The organism is Labilibaculum antarcticum (assembly GCF_002356295.1).
GTDB classification, from domain to species: Bacteria; Bacteroidota; Bacteroidia; order Bacteroidales; family Marinifilaceae; genus Labilibaculum; species Labilibaculum antarcticum.
Genome location: NZ_AP018042.1, coordinates 3,695,299 through 3,712,383, shown reverse-complemented (window position 1 = coordinate 3,712,383; position 17,085 = coordinate 3,695,299). Strand labels below are relative to the sequence as shown.

The following is a 17,085-nucleotide window of genomic DNA, read 5'->3' as shown; positions in this document are numbered from 1 at the left end:
AAAACATTTCAACATGAAACTATTTAAATATTCTACAAATATCACCCTGGCTGCGCTTGCAATTCTGTTTGCTACAGCCTGCGATGACAAATTAGACGAACCAGCCGAGAATATTGCAATTGCAGACAGCACTAATTATTCTATTGCTGAAAATATGATTTCACCTTTAATCGGCCTTTACGCTGAATTTAACAATAAAGGCTGGGAATCAAACCCATTAATGTCTGTTCGGGGAGATGATGTGAATGCAGGAGGTTTAGGAGATCAACAAGATTTTGCAGAGACTGACTTGTTCAATTACAACAAAGATTTCTGGATGTACAATTCCGCTTGGGAAGGTGAATACCGCGATGTAATTACATCTCATAGTGCAATGGAGCAAATTCAATTGTATGCTGATGAAACAGGAAACCAAAGCTTGGGAGACCAATACATTGCAGAAGCAAAAACAATACGGGGATGGACTCTTTTTAATATATCCCGCACATGGGGAAATATTCTAATTCCAACCAGTGCTGATCCTACCGAATTGCTTGTTGCAAGTATAGTACCAAAAAATGATGTAATGCAACATATCTCTGATCAAATGGACGAAGCAATTCCTCTTTTACCTGATATGAATCCAAACGAAAGAACTGATATTCGCGGCGGTGTTACTAAATACACTGCACTTGCGATTAAAGCTCTTGCAAATTTAGAGTTGAAAAACTATCAGGCTGTTGCCGATGCCACTTCGCAAATCATTAGTTCAGGTAAATTCAATTTAGAAGCTGATTTTTATGAATTATTTAAGATTCCTGGCAAACTAAACAATGAGAATTTACTGGAAATGCAATATTCAGATTTCGGACAAGGCGCAGGAGATAGCAAAAGTTACCTGTTCGAATTCTTTGGTCCTCAAGGTTGGACTCCATCAGTTGAAGGAGCCGGAAGTGGTTGGGGATTTTGGGAACCTAGTTTAAAGTACATCAAATTCATGCTCGACAGAGAAGAAACTGTTCGTTTGGAAACCAGTGTATTATTTACAGATAGAGGTATTGCTGAAATTCAAAAAGATCCGAATTATGCAACTCTGCCTGCATGGGTTTCAAATACAACCCGATCCGGAGATGTTATTAATGATTATGCCCGTGCACTTTTTGCCAGTGGCAAGCATTATTTACCATCAGATCAACTTACACCAGGCCGTACTGTGTATGGGACAAACAAAAATTTCACCTGTATTCGTTATGCCGAAATCTTGTTAATGCATGCCGAAGCCATAACTCAAGGAGCATCAAGCTCATCAATATCTGCAGATGCTGCAGTAAATTTAGTTAGAGAAAGAGCGGATTTAGCAGCAATTTCAGGAGTTTCAAATGCACAGGTTATGGATGAGAAATTTGCTGAGTTAGCGATGGAATGGGGAACACGCTTTTTTGATATGGTTCGTCTTGAAAAATACAACGAGTTAAGCTACGAAGGAAGAACCTTTAACGCTGATTTAATTTATTTACCATATCCTCAAAATCAAGTTGATTTACTTCCTGTATTAAAAGGTAAAAATTAATAATTTTTGATCATTAAAAATGAAGAAAATGAAATTATTTAAAAATATACTTATCGCAATGATTGCCCTCGTATTTGCCACGGCATGTGACGATGGAATTGATCCGATTACAGCGGTGAAACCAGGAGTGGATGAAACAGCTCCGATGGTCAAAATAAACTACCCTACTGAAGGAACAATAATCAAGGTTCTCGATTTAGTCACTTCAATTGACATTGATATTGAGGTTACCGATGATATTGAAATTGGAAGCATATCTGTTTTAATGGATGGAACTGAGATAGCCAGTTTTACAACATTTACTGATTATCGAATTGCTCTTAAAGCATTCACCTATGACAACGTAAATACTGGAGATCACATTATGACCGTGATCGCTGCTGATTTGGAAGGTAAAAGTACCACATCGTCGGTAAATTTCTCAAAAGAACCTCCTTACACAGCTTTATTTGACGGAGAATTATTCTATATGCCATTTGATGGAGATTATTATGAATTGGTAAACATTGTACAAGCAACGAAAGTTGGATCTCCTGGTTTTGCAGGGGAAGGCATTATTGGAATTGATTCTTATTCAGGAACAACAGATTCTTATCTAACCTATCCAATTGCTTCATTACTTACACCTGAATTTACTGCTGCATTTTGGTATAAGGTGAATCCATCGCCGGATCGAGCAGGTATTTTGGTTATTGGAAATGATCTCCCTGAAAATCGTAATCAGGGATTTAGATTACTCAGAGAAGGAAATGGTGCCGAGCAAAGAATTAAGCTTAACGTGGGTATTGGCACAACCGACGTTTGGAATGATGGTGACGTTATTGACGTAGCCGCCGGAGAATGGGTACACATTGCCATGACAATTTCACAAACAAAGTGTACAATTTTCTTCAATGGCATTGAAATGCGATCTTCTGATTTGGCCACTGGTATTGATTGGACAGGTTGCGAAACAATGACTATTGGTGCCGGAGGCGAAACTTTTAGCTATTGGAATCACCTTTCAGATAATAGTGCGATGGATGAATTACGTTTATTCAATAAAGCACTAACTGCAGACGAGATTCAAGATATGATTAATGTTACCAATCCATATGAGCCAAAATATGGTGAAACATTCTATATGCCTTTCGATGGAGACAATACCGATTTAATTAGCTACAATGAAGCCACGGTAGTAGGTACAACAGGTTTTGCAGGCGAAAGCGTACTTGGAGGAGATGCTTTTGCTGGAGCTACTGATTCTTACTTGACTTTTCCTACAGAAGGGCTTTTTGGAGAAGAGTTTAGTACTGTATTTTGGTATAAAGTAAACCCAAGTGCAGACCGAGCTGGTATTCTTGTTGTTGGAGATGACGAAACTGATCGTAATCAGGGATTTAGATTGTTCCGTGAAGGAGATGCAACATCACAAAGAATAAAATTAAATGTGGGTATCGAAACAGCTGATGTATGGAATGATGGAGGTGTTATTGATGTTACCGCTGGCGAGTGGGTGCAAATCGCTGTTACGGTTTCTCTAACTAAAAGCAAGATATATTTTAACGGTGTTGAAATGTTATCCTCAGATCTTTCTGCAGGTATTGACTGGACAGGATGTTCCACAATGACGATTGGTGCAGGAGGTGAAACTTTCAGTTACTGGAATCACTTGTCAGATTCAAGCTTCCTTGATGAATTACGTATTTTTAATACGGCTCTTTCGCAGGAAGAAATTCAAACAATATATGATGCAGAGAAGTAATCTCTTAGTATAGAATTATTAATTCCGGAGGTTTCTCAAAACCTGAAACCTCCGGAATACATTTTTATCAAAAAGAATCGAAAACCAATGCTCAGACTATTAACCATCCTTTTAACTTTTGTAAGTGTTTCAACTTTTGCTCAGCGTACAGCAGAAACTTATTGTAATCCGCTGAATATTGACTACACCTACATGATATACAATTCCAAGAACGACCTTTCCTATCGCTCTGGAGCAGATCCTGCTGTGGTCGAATTTCGTGGTGAATATTACATGTTTGTAACCCGATCATTAGGTTACTGGCATTCAACAGATTTGCAAAACTGGGATTTTATTCAGCCAGAGAAGTGGTATTTTCAAGGATGTAATGCACCTGCCGCACACAACTATAAAGATTCTGTTCTTTACATGACTGGAGATCCTTCCGGTTCTATGAGTGTGTTATATACAGATAATCCTAAAAAAGGAGATTGGAAAATTGTCCCTGCCATTCTAAATAATCTTCAAGACCCTGATCTGTTTATTGATGATGATGATCAGGCTTATATCTTTTGGGGATCTTCCAATAAATTTCCCATTAGAGCCAAAAAGTTAGACAAAAATAAAAGATTTATTGCAGAAAAAAACACAACTGAATTATTCAGCCTTAATCAAGAAATACACGGATGGGAACGATTTGGAGAAAATCATTCCGATACCATTCTTAAAGGATATATGGAAGGTGCCTGGCTAACAAAGCACAACGCAACTTACTACATGATGTATGCGGCACCGGGAACAGAGTTTAATGTTTATGCCGATGGTGTTTATACTGCTAAAAGCCCAATGGGCCCTTATACTTACCAAGCTCATAATCCGGTTGTTTACAAGCCTGGTGGATTCATGAACGGAGCCGGGCATGGAAGCATCGTAAAAACAACTTCCGGTGCTTACTGGCATTTCGGATCGATGGCACTTTCTGTCACCGAAATCTGGGAACGCAGACTTTGTATGCATCCTATTTTCTTTGATGAAGACGGACTCATGTACAGCAATACCCGATTTGGAGATTATCCGCATTATGCCCCAAATTCAAAAGAAAAAACCGGTGAATTTCGTGGATGGATGCTTCTATCATACAATAAACCAGTTAAAAGTTCATCTCCCGAAGGAATCAAAAACCTAACGGATGAAAATGTGAAAACATTCTGGTTGTCAGAAACAAACACAGGCGGAGAATGGTTTACCATCGATCTGGAAAAACCAATGGATATAAGAGCAATCCAGATCAATTTTCACGATTACAAGTCGGATATGTATGGCAGATATGAAAATTTGAAACATCGATATCTAATTGAATACTCTACTGATGGTGCAAATTGGAAATCACTGATTGACAAGTCCAAAAGCTTTAAAGACACTCCCAACGATTACGTTGAACTGGATCAAGCCTATAAGGCAAGATTTATAAAATATACCAATATTGAGGTTCCTACTCCATCGCTTGCAATTTCTGATATTCGAATATTTGGAAATGCTTCAGGCAAAGCACCATCAACAGTAAAGAATTTTAGCGTTGAACGCTTAAAAGATCGCCGCGATGCAAAAATCAGTTGGAAACAAGAGGAAGACTGTCAAGGATATAACATCATATGGGGAATAGCTCCTGATAAGTTATATAATTCATGGATGATTTATGGTAAAAATGAACATTTGCTGAAATCACTTGACTCCGACAAAACCTACTACATTACAATTGAAGCATTTAATGAAAATGGTATTTCGAAAACATCTCAGGTTATTGAAGCAAAATAAGAACACGAACAATGAACTATACAATTTTACTATCTCTTTTCATGCTTCTTTCATCATGTGGTAAAGATAAAGAGGTAAATATTCCTGAAAATGACACCACTAACGATGGTCCAAGAATATATCAAGGGCTATCCGATGGGATGCTATTAGATACTATTCAATATTATACTTTTCAATATTTCTGGGATGGTGCAGAACCCAATTCGGGTCTTGCTCCAGAGCGAATTCAATTATCGGGTATATATCCGCAAAACGATCAGCATGTTGTAACAACAGGAGGTTCGGGTTTTGGGCTTATGGCCATACTTGTTGGAATCGACAGAGGATTCATATCCAGAGATGAAGGCATACAACGATTTGAAAAGATTGCCGGCTTTTTGGAAGAAGCAGATCGCTTTCACGGTGCCTGGCCACATTGGATGGATGGGAAAACAGGGAAAGTTGTTCCCTTTGGACAAAAAGATAACGGCGGCGATTTGGTTGAAACCTCTTTTCTTGCACAAGGATTAATCTGTGTTCAGGAATACTTTAAAACCGGATCAGAAAGAGAAAAACAATTGAGCGAAAGAGTTAAAAACCTTTGGCATGACATAGAATTTAATTGGTACGAGAAAGGCGATAGCAATGTACTTTATTGGCATTGGTCACCAGATTATGCCTGGCAAATGAATTTTCCTTTGGAAGGCTACAACGAGTGCTTGATAACCTATATCACAGGTGCCTCCTCTCCCAGCCATTCAATAAAAGCCGATTCATATCACAAAGGTTGGGCCCGAGATGGAAACATTGTTCAGCCTAGTTCAAAATACGGATACACATTAGATCTAAAACACAATGGAAATCATTCTGCTGGTGGTCCTTTGTTTTGGGCACACTATTCCTACTTAGGTTTTAATCCGAGCATCAGTTCAGATAAATATGCCAACTATTGGGATATCAATGTAGCTCACACCATGATCAACCGTGCTTATTGCATTCAAAACCCAAAAAAATTTGAAGGATATGGCGAAAATCTATGGGGATTAACAGCCAGCTACTCCATAAAAGGGTATCGTGCTTGGGAAGATGGTGGAGGAAGAGATCGAAATGATTTGATAGCAAGTGATCTCTATTTGGGATATACCGCACATTCTCCTGACCAGGATTTTGGAATCATCTCTCCCACTGCTGCTCTATCCTCTTTTCCTTATGCACCAGAAGAATGCATGAAGGTTGCTAAGAATATTTACTTTGAATTAGGTGATAAAACCTTTGGTAAATATGGTCCATACGATGCTTTTAGTGTTGAACACAATTGGTATCCGAGAAGTTATTTAGCCATCGATCAGGGTCCTATTGTTTGCATGATTGAGAATTACAGAACTGGTTTACTTTGGGATTTGTTCATGAATTGTCCGGAAGTTAAAGAAGGTTTAAATAAGCTGGATTTCATCATTGAACAGTAAATCAGCAATCAAAAAAACACTTTTAAAATAATAAGAATCCGTAAGGCAAAATAAAAAAATGAAAACTATATATCTCGGATTGATCCTTTTTTTGAGTCTAGGTCACACTTACGCCCAAGACTTGAACTCGTATCAGAAGGACAATTTTATTCTTGGGCAGGATAGCTTAAAATATCGCATCCTTTATCCGGAAAACATGAAAAAAGGAAAGACATATCCATTGGTATTGTTTCTTCATGGTTCCGGTGAAAGAGGGATTGACAACCAAAAGCAGTTGACTCATGGAGCAAAGCTTTTTTTAGATAAAAAAAACCGAAGGAAGTATCCTGCTATTGTTATTTTTCCTCAGTGTCCCCCTGATAGTAAGTGGACACATCGATTAAAAGAAAAATCAGCAGAAGGAGACTGGATTTTTAAATTCCCTACAGAATCAGGGCCAGCAAAACCAGCCTATATGGTCGATCAGTTAGTAAATAAAATAGTAGCAGAAGAGAATATTGACCAGAAGAGAATTTACATCATGGGCTTATCAATGGGAGGAATAGGAACGCTCGAGTTTTTATACCGTTGGCCGGATAAGTATACCGCTGCAGCTGTTATTTGCGGTGGACACAACCCGGAATTAGTCACAAAATATTCTCATGTTCCAATTTGGTTTTTTCATGGGGCCAAAGATGATGTTGTGCCTTGTAAGTATTCTCAATTGGTCTACGATGAGCAAAAAAAACACAAGACAGAATCAAAATACACACTTTATCCAAAGGCCAATCACAATAGTTGGGATCAGGCATTTTCAGAACCTAATTTATTAAAATGGCTCTTTAGCAAGAGAAAGTAATTGATCACAAGAAAGCATCCAAACAAAAAAAGCGATTACAGTTAATTACAGATTACTATGAAAATGATTACGAAAATGAAAACTAAGCTTACATTATTCATCATATTGGTATCCATTGCAATGTTTTCATGCAATACATCCAAATCAAAATACAAAAGTTACAGTGGCGATGTTAAAATCGAACGAAAAGTTGATTCTGTTCTCTCATTAATGACATTAGAGGAGAAAATTGGACAAATGACTCAGTTTTCAGGAAGAGGAGATATAACAGGACCAGCAATGCAAAAGGAAGTAATGCCATATCTTAAAAAAGGTTTGGTTGGAAGTATGTTTAACGAAGCAACTGTCGAAAAAGTAAGAACACTTCAGGAAGCTGCTTTGTCGGAATCAAGACTAAAAATTCCTGTGCTTTTTGGATACGATGTAATCCACGGCTTTAGAACCATATTTCCGATGTCGCTTGCAGAATCATGTTCCTGGGATCTTAATTTAATGAAAGAAAGTGCCCGAATAGCTGCAACAGAAGCCGCTGCCGAAGGTGTTTCCTGGACCTTTGCTCCAATGGTTGACATTGCCAGAGATGCACGCTGGGGACGCGTAATGGAAGGTGCCGGAGAAGATGTTTACCTTGGAAAACTGGTTGCCATAGCAAGAGTTAAAGGTTTTCAGGGTGAAGGTTGGAGAGATTTAAAATCGACCAACACGGTTTTGGCCTGTGCGAAGCATTTTGCGGCATACGGAGCGGCAGAAGCTGGTCGTGACTATAATACAGCTGAAATTTCGGAACGCACTCTAAATGAAATCTATCTTCCTCCTTTCGAGGCTGCCAAAGATGCTGGAGTTGCAACCTTCATGACAGCTTTTAACGAAATTGGTGGTGTTCCATGTTCTGCCAGCAAATATTTATACAAAGATATTCTTAGAGACCGATGGGACTTTAGAGGTTTCGTAGTTACTGACTATACTGCAATTAACGAGTTGGTAGAACATGGTATTGCAAAAGATGAAGCTCAAGCTGCAGAACTGGCCGTAAACGCCGGGATTGACATGGATATGACAGGTGGTGTATACTTAGAGAACTTAAAATCTCAGGTTGAAGCTGGAAAAGTAAGTGTGGAAAGCATAGATATCGCGGTGCGTCGAATTTTGGAAATGAAATTCTTACTTGGTCTTTTCGAAGATCCGTATCGATATATGGATGAAGCCAGACAGGAATCAACTCGAATGAAACCAGCATTTCTGGCATCAGCAAGAAATATTGCGAAAAGATCAGTTGTTTTATTGAAAAACGAAAACATATTCCCGATTGATAAATATTCAAGAAAAACCATCGCTTTAATTGGACCCATGATTAAAAACCAGACCAGCTTAAATGGTGAATGGGCAGGCCGAGGAGATAGAAACCAAAGTGTTTCTTTGTTCAACGGTTTACAAGAAAAATACAAAGATTCTAAAGTTAAATTTACCTATGCTCAAGCCTGTGGTTTAGATGGAAACGATAAATCAGGATTTAAATCGGCACTAAATGTTGCGCGTAAAGCTGATATCGTTCTTGTTGCCATGGGAGAAGATTTTAATTGGTCAGGCGAAGCGGCAAGTAGAACAAATATTCAACTACCTAGCGTTCAGCAGGATTTTCTAAAAGAGCTTAAAAAACTAAATAAACCAACAGGTTTAGTACTTATGAACGGACGTCCTTTGGATTTATCATGGGAAAATAAGAATATGGATGCGATAATGGAAGCCTGGTATTTGGGAACAACAGCAGGAAATGCTCTTGCCGACGTAATCTCAGGTGATTACAATCCATCCGGAAAGCTAACCTTATCTTTTCCACGCAACATTGGTCAGGTTCCAATTTATTACAATGCTAAAAACACAGGTCGTCCAATCCCTAAGAATGATCCTGATGCAGATTATAAATCCACCTATATCGATGTTGAAAACTCACCCCTTTATCCTTTTGGATATGGTTTAAGTTATACCACATTTTCGATAAAGGATGTGAAATTAAATACGAATACTCTTAAGTCAGGAGAGCAATTAACAGTAAATGCAACAATAAGCAATACTGGAGACGTTTACGGGGAAGAAGTCGTGCAATTGTATGTTCAGGATTTATACGGAAGCGTAACCCGTCCTGTGAAAGAATTAAAAGGATTTGAAAAAGTAGGATTAGAGCCAGGAAAAAGTAAAGAAATACAATTTACAATTTCTGAAGATGATTTAAAATTCTTCGATATTAACATGGATTTCCTTGCCGAGGATGGTGATTTTAAACTTTGGGTAAGTGATAATTCATCCGACGAATCGAACGAACGTTCATTTAAATTTAAGCATTAGTGTATCAGTAATAGTTAGTGAAATCAGTTATGGTGGTGCAATTTTAAAATTGTGCCACCATTTTACTATTTTAAAATCTATCAAATGAAAAAACAGTTAGTACTGATATTGATCTTGTGCATTTCCAAAGTTTGTTTTTCTACTCAAAAGCAAAGCATTAATAACAATTGGCAGTTTTCTCTTGAGAATAGTGAATGGAAAACAATTGACCTCCCTCATACTTGGAACAGTGAAGACAGCTATTCAGACTTACCCTACTACAGAGGAACAGGATGGTACAAAAAGAACATCACAATAGACAAAGAATTGCTGCCTAAAGAACTCTACCTGCAATTCGATGGAGTGAATGCTTTCGCAGATTTATACATCAATAATGAATTTGTTGGTTCGCACAAAGGTGGTTACACCGCATTTCGTTTTAATATCTCAAAATTCACCAAGGAAGGCATCAACGAAATAAAAGTAAAAGTAAACAACGAGTTGAATGAAAACTATACTCCCCTTGGCGGAGACTTTACCATCTTTGGAGGAATTTATCGAGATGTAAGCTTACTCATTGGCAACAAGATCCATATCGATATGGATAATTTGTCTTCATCAGGAGTCTTCTTAAAAGCACAGGAGCTGGACGAAACTTCGGCAAAAGTAAATTTGCAAACCAAGCTTGTCAACAGAGGAAAAAACGACAATAAAGTTTACTTCGAAGCCAAAATAAAAAACAGAGAGAATCGAATTGTTACTGAATTAAGAAATACATTCTCAAAGAACAAGACTCAAAGACCATCGATATTGTATTCCCTGAATTTAAAAATCCTGAACTATGGAGTCCAGATTCGCCTTATTTGTATCATGTTGAAATCAATTTATACAACGCCAAAAACGAACTCCTTGATCAGAGAACTGAAACACTTGGCTTAAGATGGTTTACGATGGATCCAAAAAATGGATTTTTCCTAAATGGAAAACACCTTAAATTAATTGGAGTCAACCGACATCAAGACTATGAAGGTTTTGCCAACGCACTGCCTGATGCCATGCATATTAAGGACATGAAGTTGATCAAACAAATGGGATGCAACTTTTTACGCATAGCTCATTACCCTCAAGATCATGTAATTTTGGAGGAATGTGATCGTTTAGGAATTCTCTCTTGCATTGAAGTCCCGATGAACAACAAGAACAATGTAGAATCAGAAATTTACAGAGAAAATGCCATACTGCGACAAAGAGAAATGGTTCGACAAAATTACAATCATCCGAGTGTGGTTATTTGGGCGATGATGAATGAGTGCTTGTTACGATTTCCTGGAAAATACAATTCGAAGGATCCTTACCTGCAAAAAATGGGAGAATTGGCAGCTGTCATCAATTCTACATTGAAGGAAGAAGATCCATATCGATTAACGATGATTGTCAACAGTCAATTACCGGAAAGACATTTAGACGCAGGAACTGGAAATACTCCTGATATTATTGCCTGGAATTTATATCATGCATGGTATGGTCCGGAAATCTTTGATGGAAGATTGAATGATTTCATCAGTGAAATGCACGAAAAATTCCCTAGCAAAGGATTGATGATTACAGAATATGGCGCCGGTGCCGATCAAAGGCTTCATTCCTTCTCGCCTACTCGTTGGGATTTTAGTTGTGAATACCAGGTTAAGGTTCACAAGTACTTTATGGAGAGCATTCTAAAACGTAACGATGTAATTGGAGGCGCTGTGTGGAATTTTGCAGATTTTGCTTCAGATTCCAGACAGGATACCGATCCAAAAATGAACAGCAAGGGATTGGTTAGCTACAATCGTACGCCAAAAAATGCATACTACTATTACGAATCGATGCTAAACAGCAAACCTATAGTGCGTATCGCTTCCAGAAACTGGAAAAACAGAAGCGGCATTGAAGATGAACTTAATTCAAATACCTGCAGTCAGGAGCTTGAAATATTTTCAAATCTCGATAGCATCAGTTTGTATGTAAACGATAAATTGATCGAGACTAAGAAAACAAACGATCACAATTCTGCCATTTTCACGATTCCATTTGTTACTGGTTCAAATAAGCTTGAAGCTAGAAGTGGAGGCACGTCCGACATCATTTTTATTGAATTTCAAGTTGTTCCTCTTTCTTTAAAAAACAAGTACATCAATTTCAATGTATCCCTCGGCTCAAACAGACATTTCACATCACGAATTACGGGTGAAAATTACCTTCCTGAAAAGGAATACCAGGAAGGTAGCTGGGGTTATGTAGGTGGAACGGCTATCATACAAAAAGGTTTGCCTGCAGTTGGAACAGCCTTAAACATATACAGAACCGATGAAGATCCTGTATATCAAAGTCATCGTGAAGGAATCGTTGCCTATCAATTTGATGTTGATCCTGGCAAATATGAAATCACCTTGCTATTTACAGAACCGATAACTGCAAAAAAACGGAAAACTCTCATCTATGAACTAAATGCAAACACAGAAACGGAAATTCAATCTCCAGATCGTATTTTTGATGTTACTGTCAATGATATTACCTTCTTAAAAAATTGCAATATATTTAATGAGTATGGTGATCGAACAGCAGTTAGTAAGAAACTAGAAGTTGAAAATCAGGGTGATATCAAGCTTAACTTTATCCCAGTAAAAGGAAAAACAATACTTAGCGGAATAAAAATCCGTAAAATAATTTAATACTAGCCCAATGAATTTACAAACTTTAATTTGCCTGTTTACACTGCCTCTTTTGGCATCTTGCAATCAAACAGCTAAAAAAGAAATACAAAGGCCCAATATCCTTTTCATCATGTCCGATGATCATGCTTACCAAGCCATTAGCGCTTACAACAACACGTTAACCAATACGCCGAATATCGATCGCATTGCGCAACAGGGAATGCGATTTACCAATGCCTGCGTTACCAATTCACTTTGTGCACCTTCCCGAGCGGTTCTTTTAACGGGAAAGCATTGTCATATTAATGGAAAAGTAGATAATCGATTTCCATTCGACACAACTCAGGTTACCTTCCCTCAGTTAATGCAGAAAGCTGGTTATCAAACCGCAATGTTTGGAAAACTTCACTTTGGTAACAATCCTAAGGGATTTGATCAGTTCCGAATTCTCGATGATCAGGGAAGTTATTATGCGCCTGATTTCTTTACAAAAAATGAAGGGAAAATCAATATTAAAGGCTATACAACGGATATTATTACAGACATGACTATTGATTGGCTGAAGGAAGAACGCGATCCGAATAAACCATTTCTGTTGATGCTTTTTAATAAAGCACCTCACAGAGAATGGTTCACTGCCCCCAGACATCAAGCCGAATACACATCAAAAACATTTAAAGAACCAGCAACCCTTTTCGATAATTTTGAAACTCGTGGTACTGCTGCTAAGACTGCCGAAATGAATTTGGCTGATCACATGAACTGGTCCGGTGATTCCAAGATCTATCCGGAGGTGATGAAGGAATTAGGTTTGAAAGAATATATGAAATGGGACATTTCTGCCTTTGAAAAGGAATACAACCGAATGACTCCAGAGGAACGTGAGTCTTGGGATAAAAATTACAAACCAATCAATGAAAAATTCAAAAAAGAATATCCAAACATGAGCAGAGAGGATTTGATGCATTGGAGATATCAGCGTTATATGCAGGATTATTTAGGATGTATTGCTGCCGTTGACGAAGGTGTTGGTCGTGTTTTAGATTGTTTGGGAAATCAAAAACTTTCGGACAATACGATTGTTGTTTATACTTCAGATCAGGGATTTTTTCTGGGTGAACATGGTTGGTTCGACAAGCGTTTTGCCTACAATGAATCTTTTAAAACCCCTTTATTGATAAAATGGCCAAACGTTATCAAACCAGGAATTACCAACGATGAAATGGTTCAAAATCTTGACTTTGCCCAAACTATTTTAGATGCAGCCGGATTAAGTGCACCAGAAGATATGCAGGGAGAAAGTTTAGTGCCGCTATTTAAAGGACAAAACGAAGGATTTAGAGAAGAAGTATACTATCATTATTACGCATATCCTTCTATTCACATGGTAAAAAGACACTATGCAATCGTATCAAAAGAATATAAACTAATCCATTTTTATTACGATGTGGATGAATGGGAATTGTATGACCGCAAAAATGATCCCAACGAAATAAATAATGTTTACAATGATCCTGCTTATGCCGAAATTGTTGATGAATTAAAGATAAAGTTATCTGACATCAGAATAAAATATAAAGATTCTGACAAATTGGATCAAAAATATATGGAAGCCTCCAAATAAAAATTGACAAAAAAAATGAGAGTTCCGACTCTCATTTTTCATATCTGAAAATGCCATATATGGCTAATATTTCATAATCACTTTTGTAAGGTTTTCTTCAGCCTCCAAGCCCATTTTCTTCCGTAATCTATATCTGCTCACTTCCACACTTCGAACAGTAATTCCCAAAAGAAGAGAAATTTCTTTCGAATTCATATTCATTTTCAAGAGAGAACACAATCGTAGATCCGCTGGTGTTAAATTCGGGTAATTCTGCCTCAACTCATCGTAAAAACCACTTTGAGATGCAGCAAAATGTCGCTCAAAATCGAGCATGTCCTTTTTCTGAGTCAATTGCCCATTTATTACCTTCAAAATCTTATCGTAATCGCGATTAGGGAAACGTCCTTCTAATTTTTGGAACATGATTTCCAATTCACGTTTAATCGTATTAATAGATCTGTCCTTTTCGACAAGAGCATTAGCCGAAACAGACAATTTCCCTTGCAAATTCTCCAATTCTTTCTGCAAAACATCATTCTGAAGCTGCTCTATTGTCGTTTGATTTTTCTTGTGTTGGTCGGTATGCTTTTTCTCGATGATATAGGTCTGTTTCTCCAAAATGCGCTTATTAAACACAATTAATAACCCAACACAAACTACCAGAGATAAAATGATAACAACCACGCCTGTTTTTGAAGCAAACCAAGGAGGTAATATCACGAAAGGATATTCTACCACATTTGATCTGTTACCGTCTGAGAATACGGCTCTAGCCTGATATACATATTTTCCGTGTGGAATATCATTTATTGCATTTACATTTTGTGTTTCACCTTCAATCCAATCGTCATAAAGATTCACAATACGGTATTGATAGGTCACGTCATTAGGGCCATAATTAACCGAGTTAATCGTAAATTCAAGAGAGTTATCCCGCTGTTTTAATTCCAAAATATTCTCACTTTTCAAAGGCAGTAAAATCCCCTTACTATCGACTCCCTTTTTTGCATTAACAACTTTAGTGATGACCAATGGCTGATGTTGATACTCATCATTTGATTCATTGGGAAGAATAGCAAAGCCATTTTCCAAACAAATAACACTTGCATCTTTATTAATAGAAATATTCTGATACTTATCTGGAAATGAAAATTGCTTATCCAAGGTGAAAGCTCTTACAAAACTCATCGAATCGGATACATTACTCATGTAAACAGCTTCATTATCGGCAATAGCCCAAAAATGGTTTTGATCAGCAATTACAATATTAACAGCCTTTTTAAAACGACCCAGATTGTTATTCAACTTATCAAAAGATACCATGCGATCCGTAAGATCATCATAAGTGTAAATCTCCTCTCCTGTTGTTACCACCACCCGATTATTAACTGTGAAAACATTCAGCTGGTATTCAGTAGGTAAGCCCGATTCCAAACCAAAATACTTATTGGATACTACCTTTCTAAAATCATCAGATAGCTTCAAACGATTCAAGCCTTTAATTTCATGACTAATCCAAATATAACCTGCATGATCAACCTCGATAAAGCGACACGATCCCTCAAAACCATCAACAAAATGAGAAAAAACCCATTGGTCATTTTCTCTTTTAAACATTCGAATCTTGAAGTAGGTAGACTCTATTAACCATTCCTGCCCGTTTTTTTCAATAATTTCAAAATCTGTACCTCCTGTTGCTGTTGACAATGGATAAATGTTTCCTTGATCTAATCTAAAGATCCCATTATTACTGCCACACAAGAGCTCTCCTCTTAAAATTTCTAATTTCCAAATATGTCCGGAAATCCCCTCTAAAAGGGATAATTCTCTAAAATCAAGATCTGCATAATCCTTATCAAATTTTGAACAAAGAACACCACTATTTGTTCCAACATAAATATATCCATTGTGTTTTATTACAGAATAAATTGCTGATGGAGCATTATCCATATCAATTTTATACTCAATGGTCGAATTTAAATCGACATAGGACAATCCATTATCCATTCCCAGCCACAAGTCTCCCGAATGATCAAGAGCCATCCCTAAGACAGTATTGTTTTCTAATTTAGACTGTCGGTCAATGTGACTAAGGATTTTCCCATCATGACTAATAATGTATAAACCTCCCAACAAAGTTCCTATTGCGTAAGCATTATCACCAATGGTAACGGCAGAATTTACATCTTTTGAAGATAGTACCTCATTGGCTTCACACTTCCATTTCTCGGTTTTTCCATTCTTTAAAATATGGAGACCAGATTTACCATCCCCAACAATAATACCTCGCTCATTAGGTAAATAAAATCGGATGGTTGCTTCTTTCGCAAAATTGGAATTATCAACAACTTTAATCTCGCCTGCTTCAATTCTACAAATCCCACGACCCCTTACTCTTGAATAGACTGTATCATTTACCTTTCCTAAAAACATCAGTTCACCTTTCGGTGCTAAAGGCTTTACTTCTTCTGTTTCTGTATTATATATAAAAAGTGTTGGGAATGACTGGAATAGAATTTCTTTTCCGCTCTTAACAATAGACCATATTCTCTCACTGGAAAAACTATAATCTTTTAGATTTTCGGCTAATGAATAATAATTAAGTACGCCCACACTATCCCTCTTCCAATATCCAAAATCTTCATAGCAACCAGAATATAACCTGTGGCTCTCCTCATCAAATAGTAATGCGCGAATTGCTGATTTAGATTTGTGCTGATGTAAAACCCAATTTTTCCCATTGTATTCAAGAACACCACCACTGTTACCAAAATAAGCTCTCCCCAGGTCATCAAATGCGACCGCCCAATTCTGGCTCATTGCCTGATACTCACTTCGATCGTGATTGATGACAAAAATCCCAAACGGATTTTCGATTGCGGAAATAAGAGTCGTCTGAAAAAGTAAAAATAAAAGAAGAATTAAATTGGCAGGTTTCATAGTTGCAATTCGATCTGGTTCCCTACAAATATAAAAAAATCAGGCAGGATATTACCTGATTTAGTAGCTCTTGCACCAAATAGTAAAGAAAAATGAAATTATAAAATAAAACGACTTTCAACTAGGTGTTAAAAGAAAGCTTGATTAAAAATAT

The 17,085-nt window shown here is 37.4% G+C and carries 10 protein-coding genes; 9 read left to right on the top strand and 1 reads right to left on the bottom strand.

Going from position 1 to position 17,085, the window contains the following annotated elements:
• Positions 1 to 13 precede the first annotated feature (13 nt).
• From ALGA_RS14680 to ALGA_RS14640, 9 genes are all read left to right on the top strand, one after another.
• Positions 14 to 1,549 carry a RagB/SusD family nutrient uptake outer membrane protein gene (locus tag ALGA_RS14680; RefSeq protein ID WP_096433661.1) on the top strand — a complete coding sequence of 512 codons (1,536 nt, stop codon included), beginning with the start codon at positions 14 to 16 and terminating at the stop codon, positions 1,547 to 1,549.
• 28 nt (positions 1,550 to 1,577) lie between these two features.
• Positions 1,578 to 3,293: a LamG domain-containing protein gene (locus tag ALGA_RS14675; protein WP_096433659.1), complete on the top strand. Its 1,716-nt coding sequence runs from the start codon at positions 1,578 to 1,580 to the stop codon at positions 3,291 to 3,293.
• Between the two features lie 87 nt (positions 3,294 to 3,380).
• The gene (locus ALGA_RS14670) at positions 3,381 to 5,087 is read left to right on the top strand and encodes a family 43 glycosylhydrolase (RefSeq protein WP_096430254.1); all 1,707 of its coding nucleotides are present in this window, start codon (positions 3,381 to 3,383) and stop codon (positions 5,085 to 5,087) included.
• An 11-nt stretch (positions 5,088 to 5,098) separates the two neighbouring features.
• Complete coding sequence (locus ALGA_RS14665; protein WP_096430251.1) at positions 5,099 to 6,532, top strand: glucoamylase family protein; 1,434 nt, start codon at positions 5,099 to 5,101, stop codon at positions 6,530 to 6,532.
• A gap of 58 nt (positions 6,533 to 6,590) precedes the next feature.
• Positions 6,591 to 7,370 carry a carboxylesterase family protein gene (locus tag ALGA_RS14660; protein ID WP_096430248.1) on the top strand — a complete coding sequence of 260 codons (780 nt, stop codon included), beginning with the start codon at positions 6,591 to 6,593 and terminating at the stop codon, positions 7,368 to 7,370.
• A 75-nt stretch (positions 7,371 to 7,445) separates the two neighbouring features.
• Positions 7,446 to 9,713 carry a glycoside hydrolase family 3 N-terminal domain-containing protein gene (locus tag ALGA_RS14655; protein WP_096433657.1) on the top strand — a complete coding sequence of 756 codons (2,268 nt, stop codon included), beginning with the start codon at positions 7,446 to 7,448 and terminating at the stop codon, positions 9,711 to 9,713.
• An 84-nt stretch (positions 9,714 to 9,797) separates the two neighbouring features.
• Positions 9,798 to 10,631 carry a sugar-binding domain-containing protein gene (locus ALGA_RS14650; protein WP_096430245.1) on the top strand — a complete coding sequence of 278 codons (834 nt, stop codon included), beginning with the start codon at positions 9,798 to 9,800 and terminating at the stop codon, positions 10,629 to 10,631.
• Entirely contained in the window at positions 10,556 to 12,403 is a 1,848-nt protein-coding gene (locus ALGA_RS14645; protein WP_096430242.1) for a glycoside hydrolase family 2 TIM barrel-domain containing protein, read from the top strand. Before ALGA_RS14650 ends, ALGA_RS14645 begins: the two co-directional genes overlap by 76 nt.
• Before the next feature lie 10 nt (positions 12,404 to 12,413).
• Positions 12,414 to 14,009, top strand: a complete 1,596-nt coding sequence (locus tag ALGA_RS14640) for a sulfatase family protein (RefSeq protein WP_096430240.1) — start codon at positions 12,414 to 12,416, stop codon at positions 14,007 to 14,009.
• Between the two features lie 63 nt (positions 14,010 to 14,072).
• Here ALGA_RS14640 and ALGA_RS14635 read toward each other — a convergent pair whose 3' ends face one another.
• Positions 14,073 to 16,931 carry a helix-turn-helix and ligand-binding sensor domain-containing protein gene (locus ALGA_RS14635; RefSeq protein ID WP_096430237.1) on the bottom strand — a complete coding sequence of 953 codons (2,859 nt, stop codon included), beginning with the start codon at positions 16,929 to 16,931 and terminating at the stop codon, positions 14,073 to 14,075.
• Between the last annotated feature and the right edge of the window lie 154 nt (positions 16,932 to 17,085).

What these genes read in the sequence shown, in the direction of transcription:
- ALGA_RS14680 (WP_096433661.1), top strand. Translation starts at nt 14, where the DNA reads ATGAAACTATTTAAATATTCTACAAATATCACCCTGGCTGCGCTTGCA.
- ALGA_RS14675 (WP_096433659.1), top strand. Translation starts at nt 1,578, where the DNA reads ATGAAATTATTTAAAAATATACTTATCGCAATGATTGCCCTCGTATTT.
- ALGA_RS14670 (WP_096430254.1), top strand. Translation starts at nt 3,381, where the DNA reads ATGCTCAGACTATTAACCATCCTTTTAACTTTTGTAAGTGTTTCAACT.
- ALGA_RS14665 (WP_096430251.1), top strand. Translation starts at nt 5,099, where the DNA reads ATGAACTATACAATTTTACTATCTCTTTTCATGCTTCTTTCATCATGT.
- ALGA_RS14660 (WP_096430248.1), top strand. Translation starts at nt 6,591, where the DNA reads ATGAAAACTATATATCTCGGATTGATCCTTTTTTTGAGTCTAGGTCAC.
- ALGA_RS14655 (WP_096433657.1), top strand. Translation starts at nt 7,446, where the DNA reads ATGAAAACTAAGCTTACATTATTCATCATATTGGTATCCATTGCAATG.
- ALGA_RS14650 (WP_096430245.1), top strand. Translation starts at nt 9,798, where the DNA reads ATGAAAAAACAGTTAGTACTGATATTGATCTTGTGCATTTCCAAAGTT.
- ALGA_RS14640 (WP_096430240.1), top strand. Translation starts at nt 12,414, where the DNA reads ATGAATTTACAAACTTTAATTTGCCTGTTTACACTGCCTCTTTTGGCA.
- ALGA_RS14635 (WP_096430237.1), bottom strand. Translation starts at nt 16,931, where the DNA reads ATGAAACCTGCCAATTTAATTCTTCTTTTATTTTTACTTTTTCAGACG.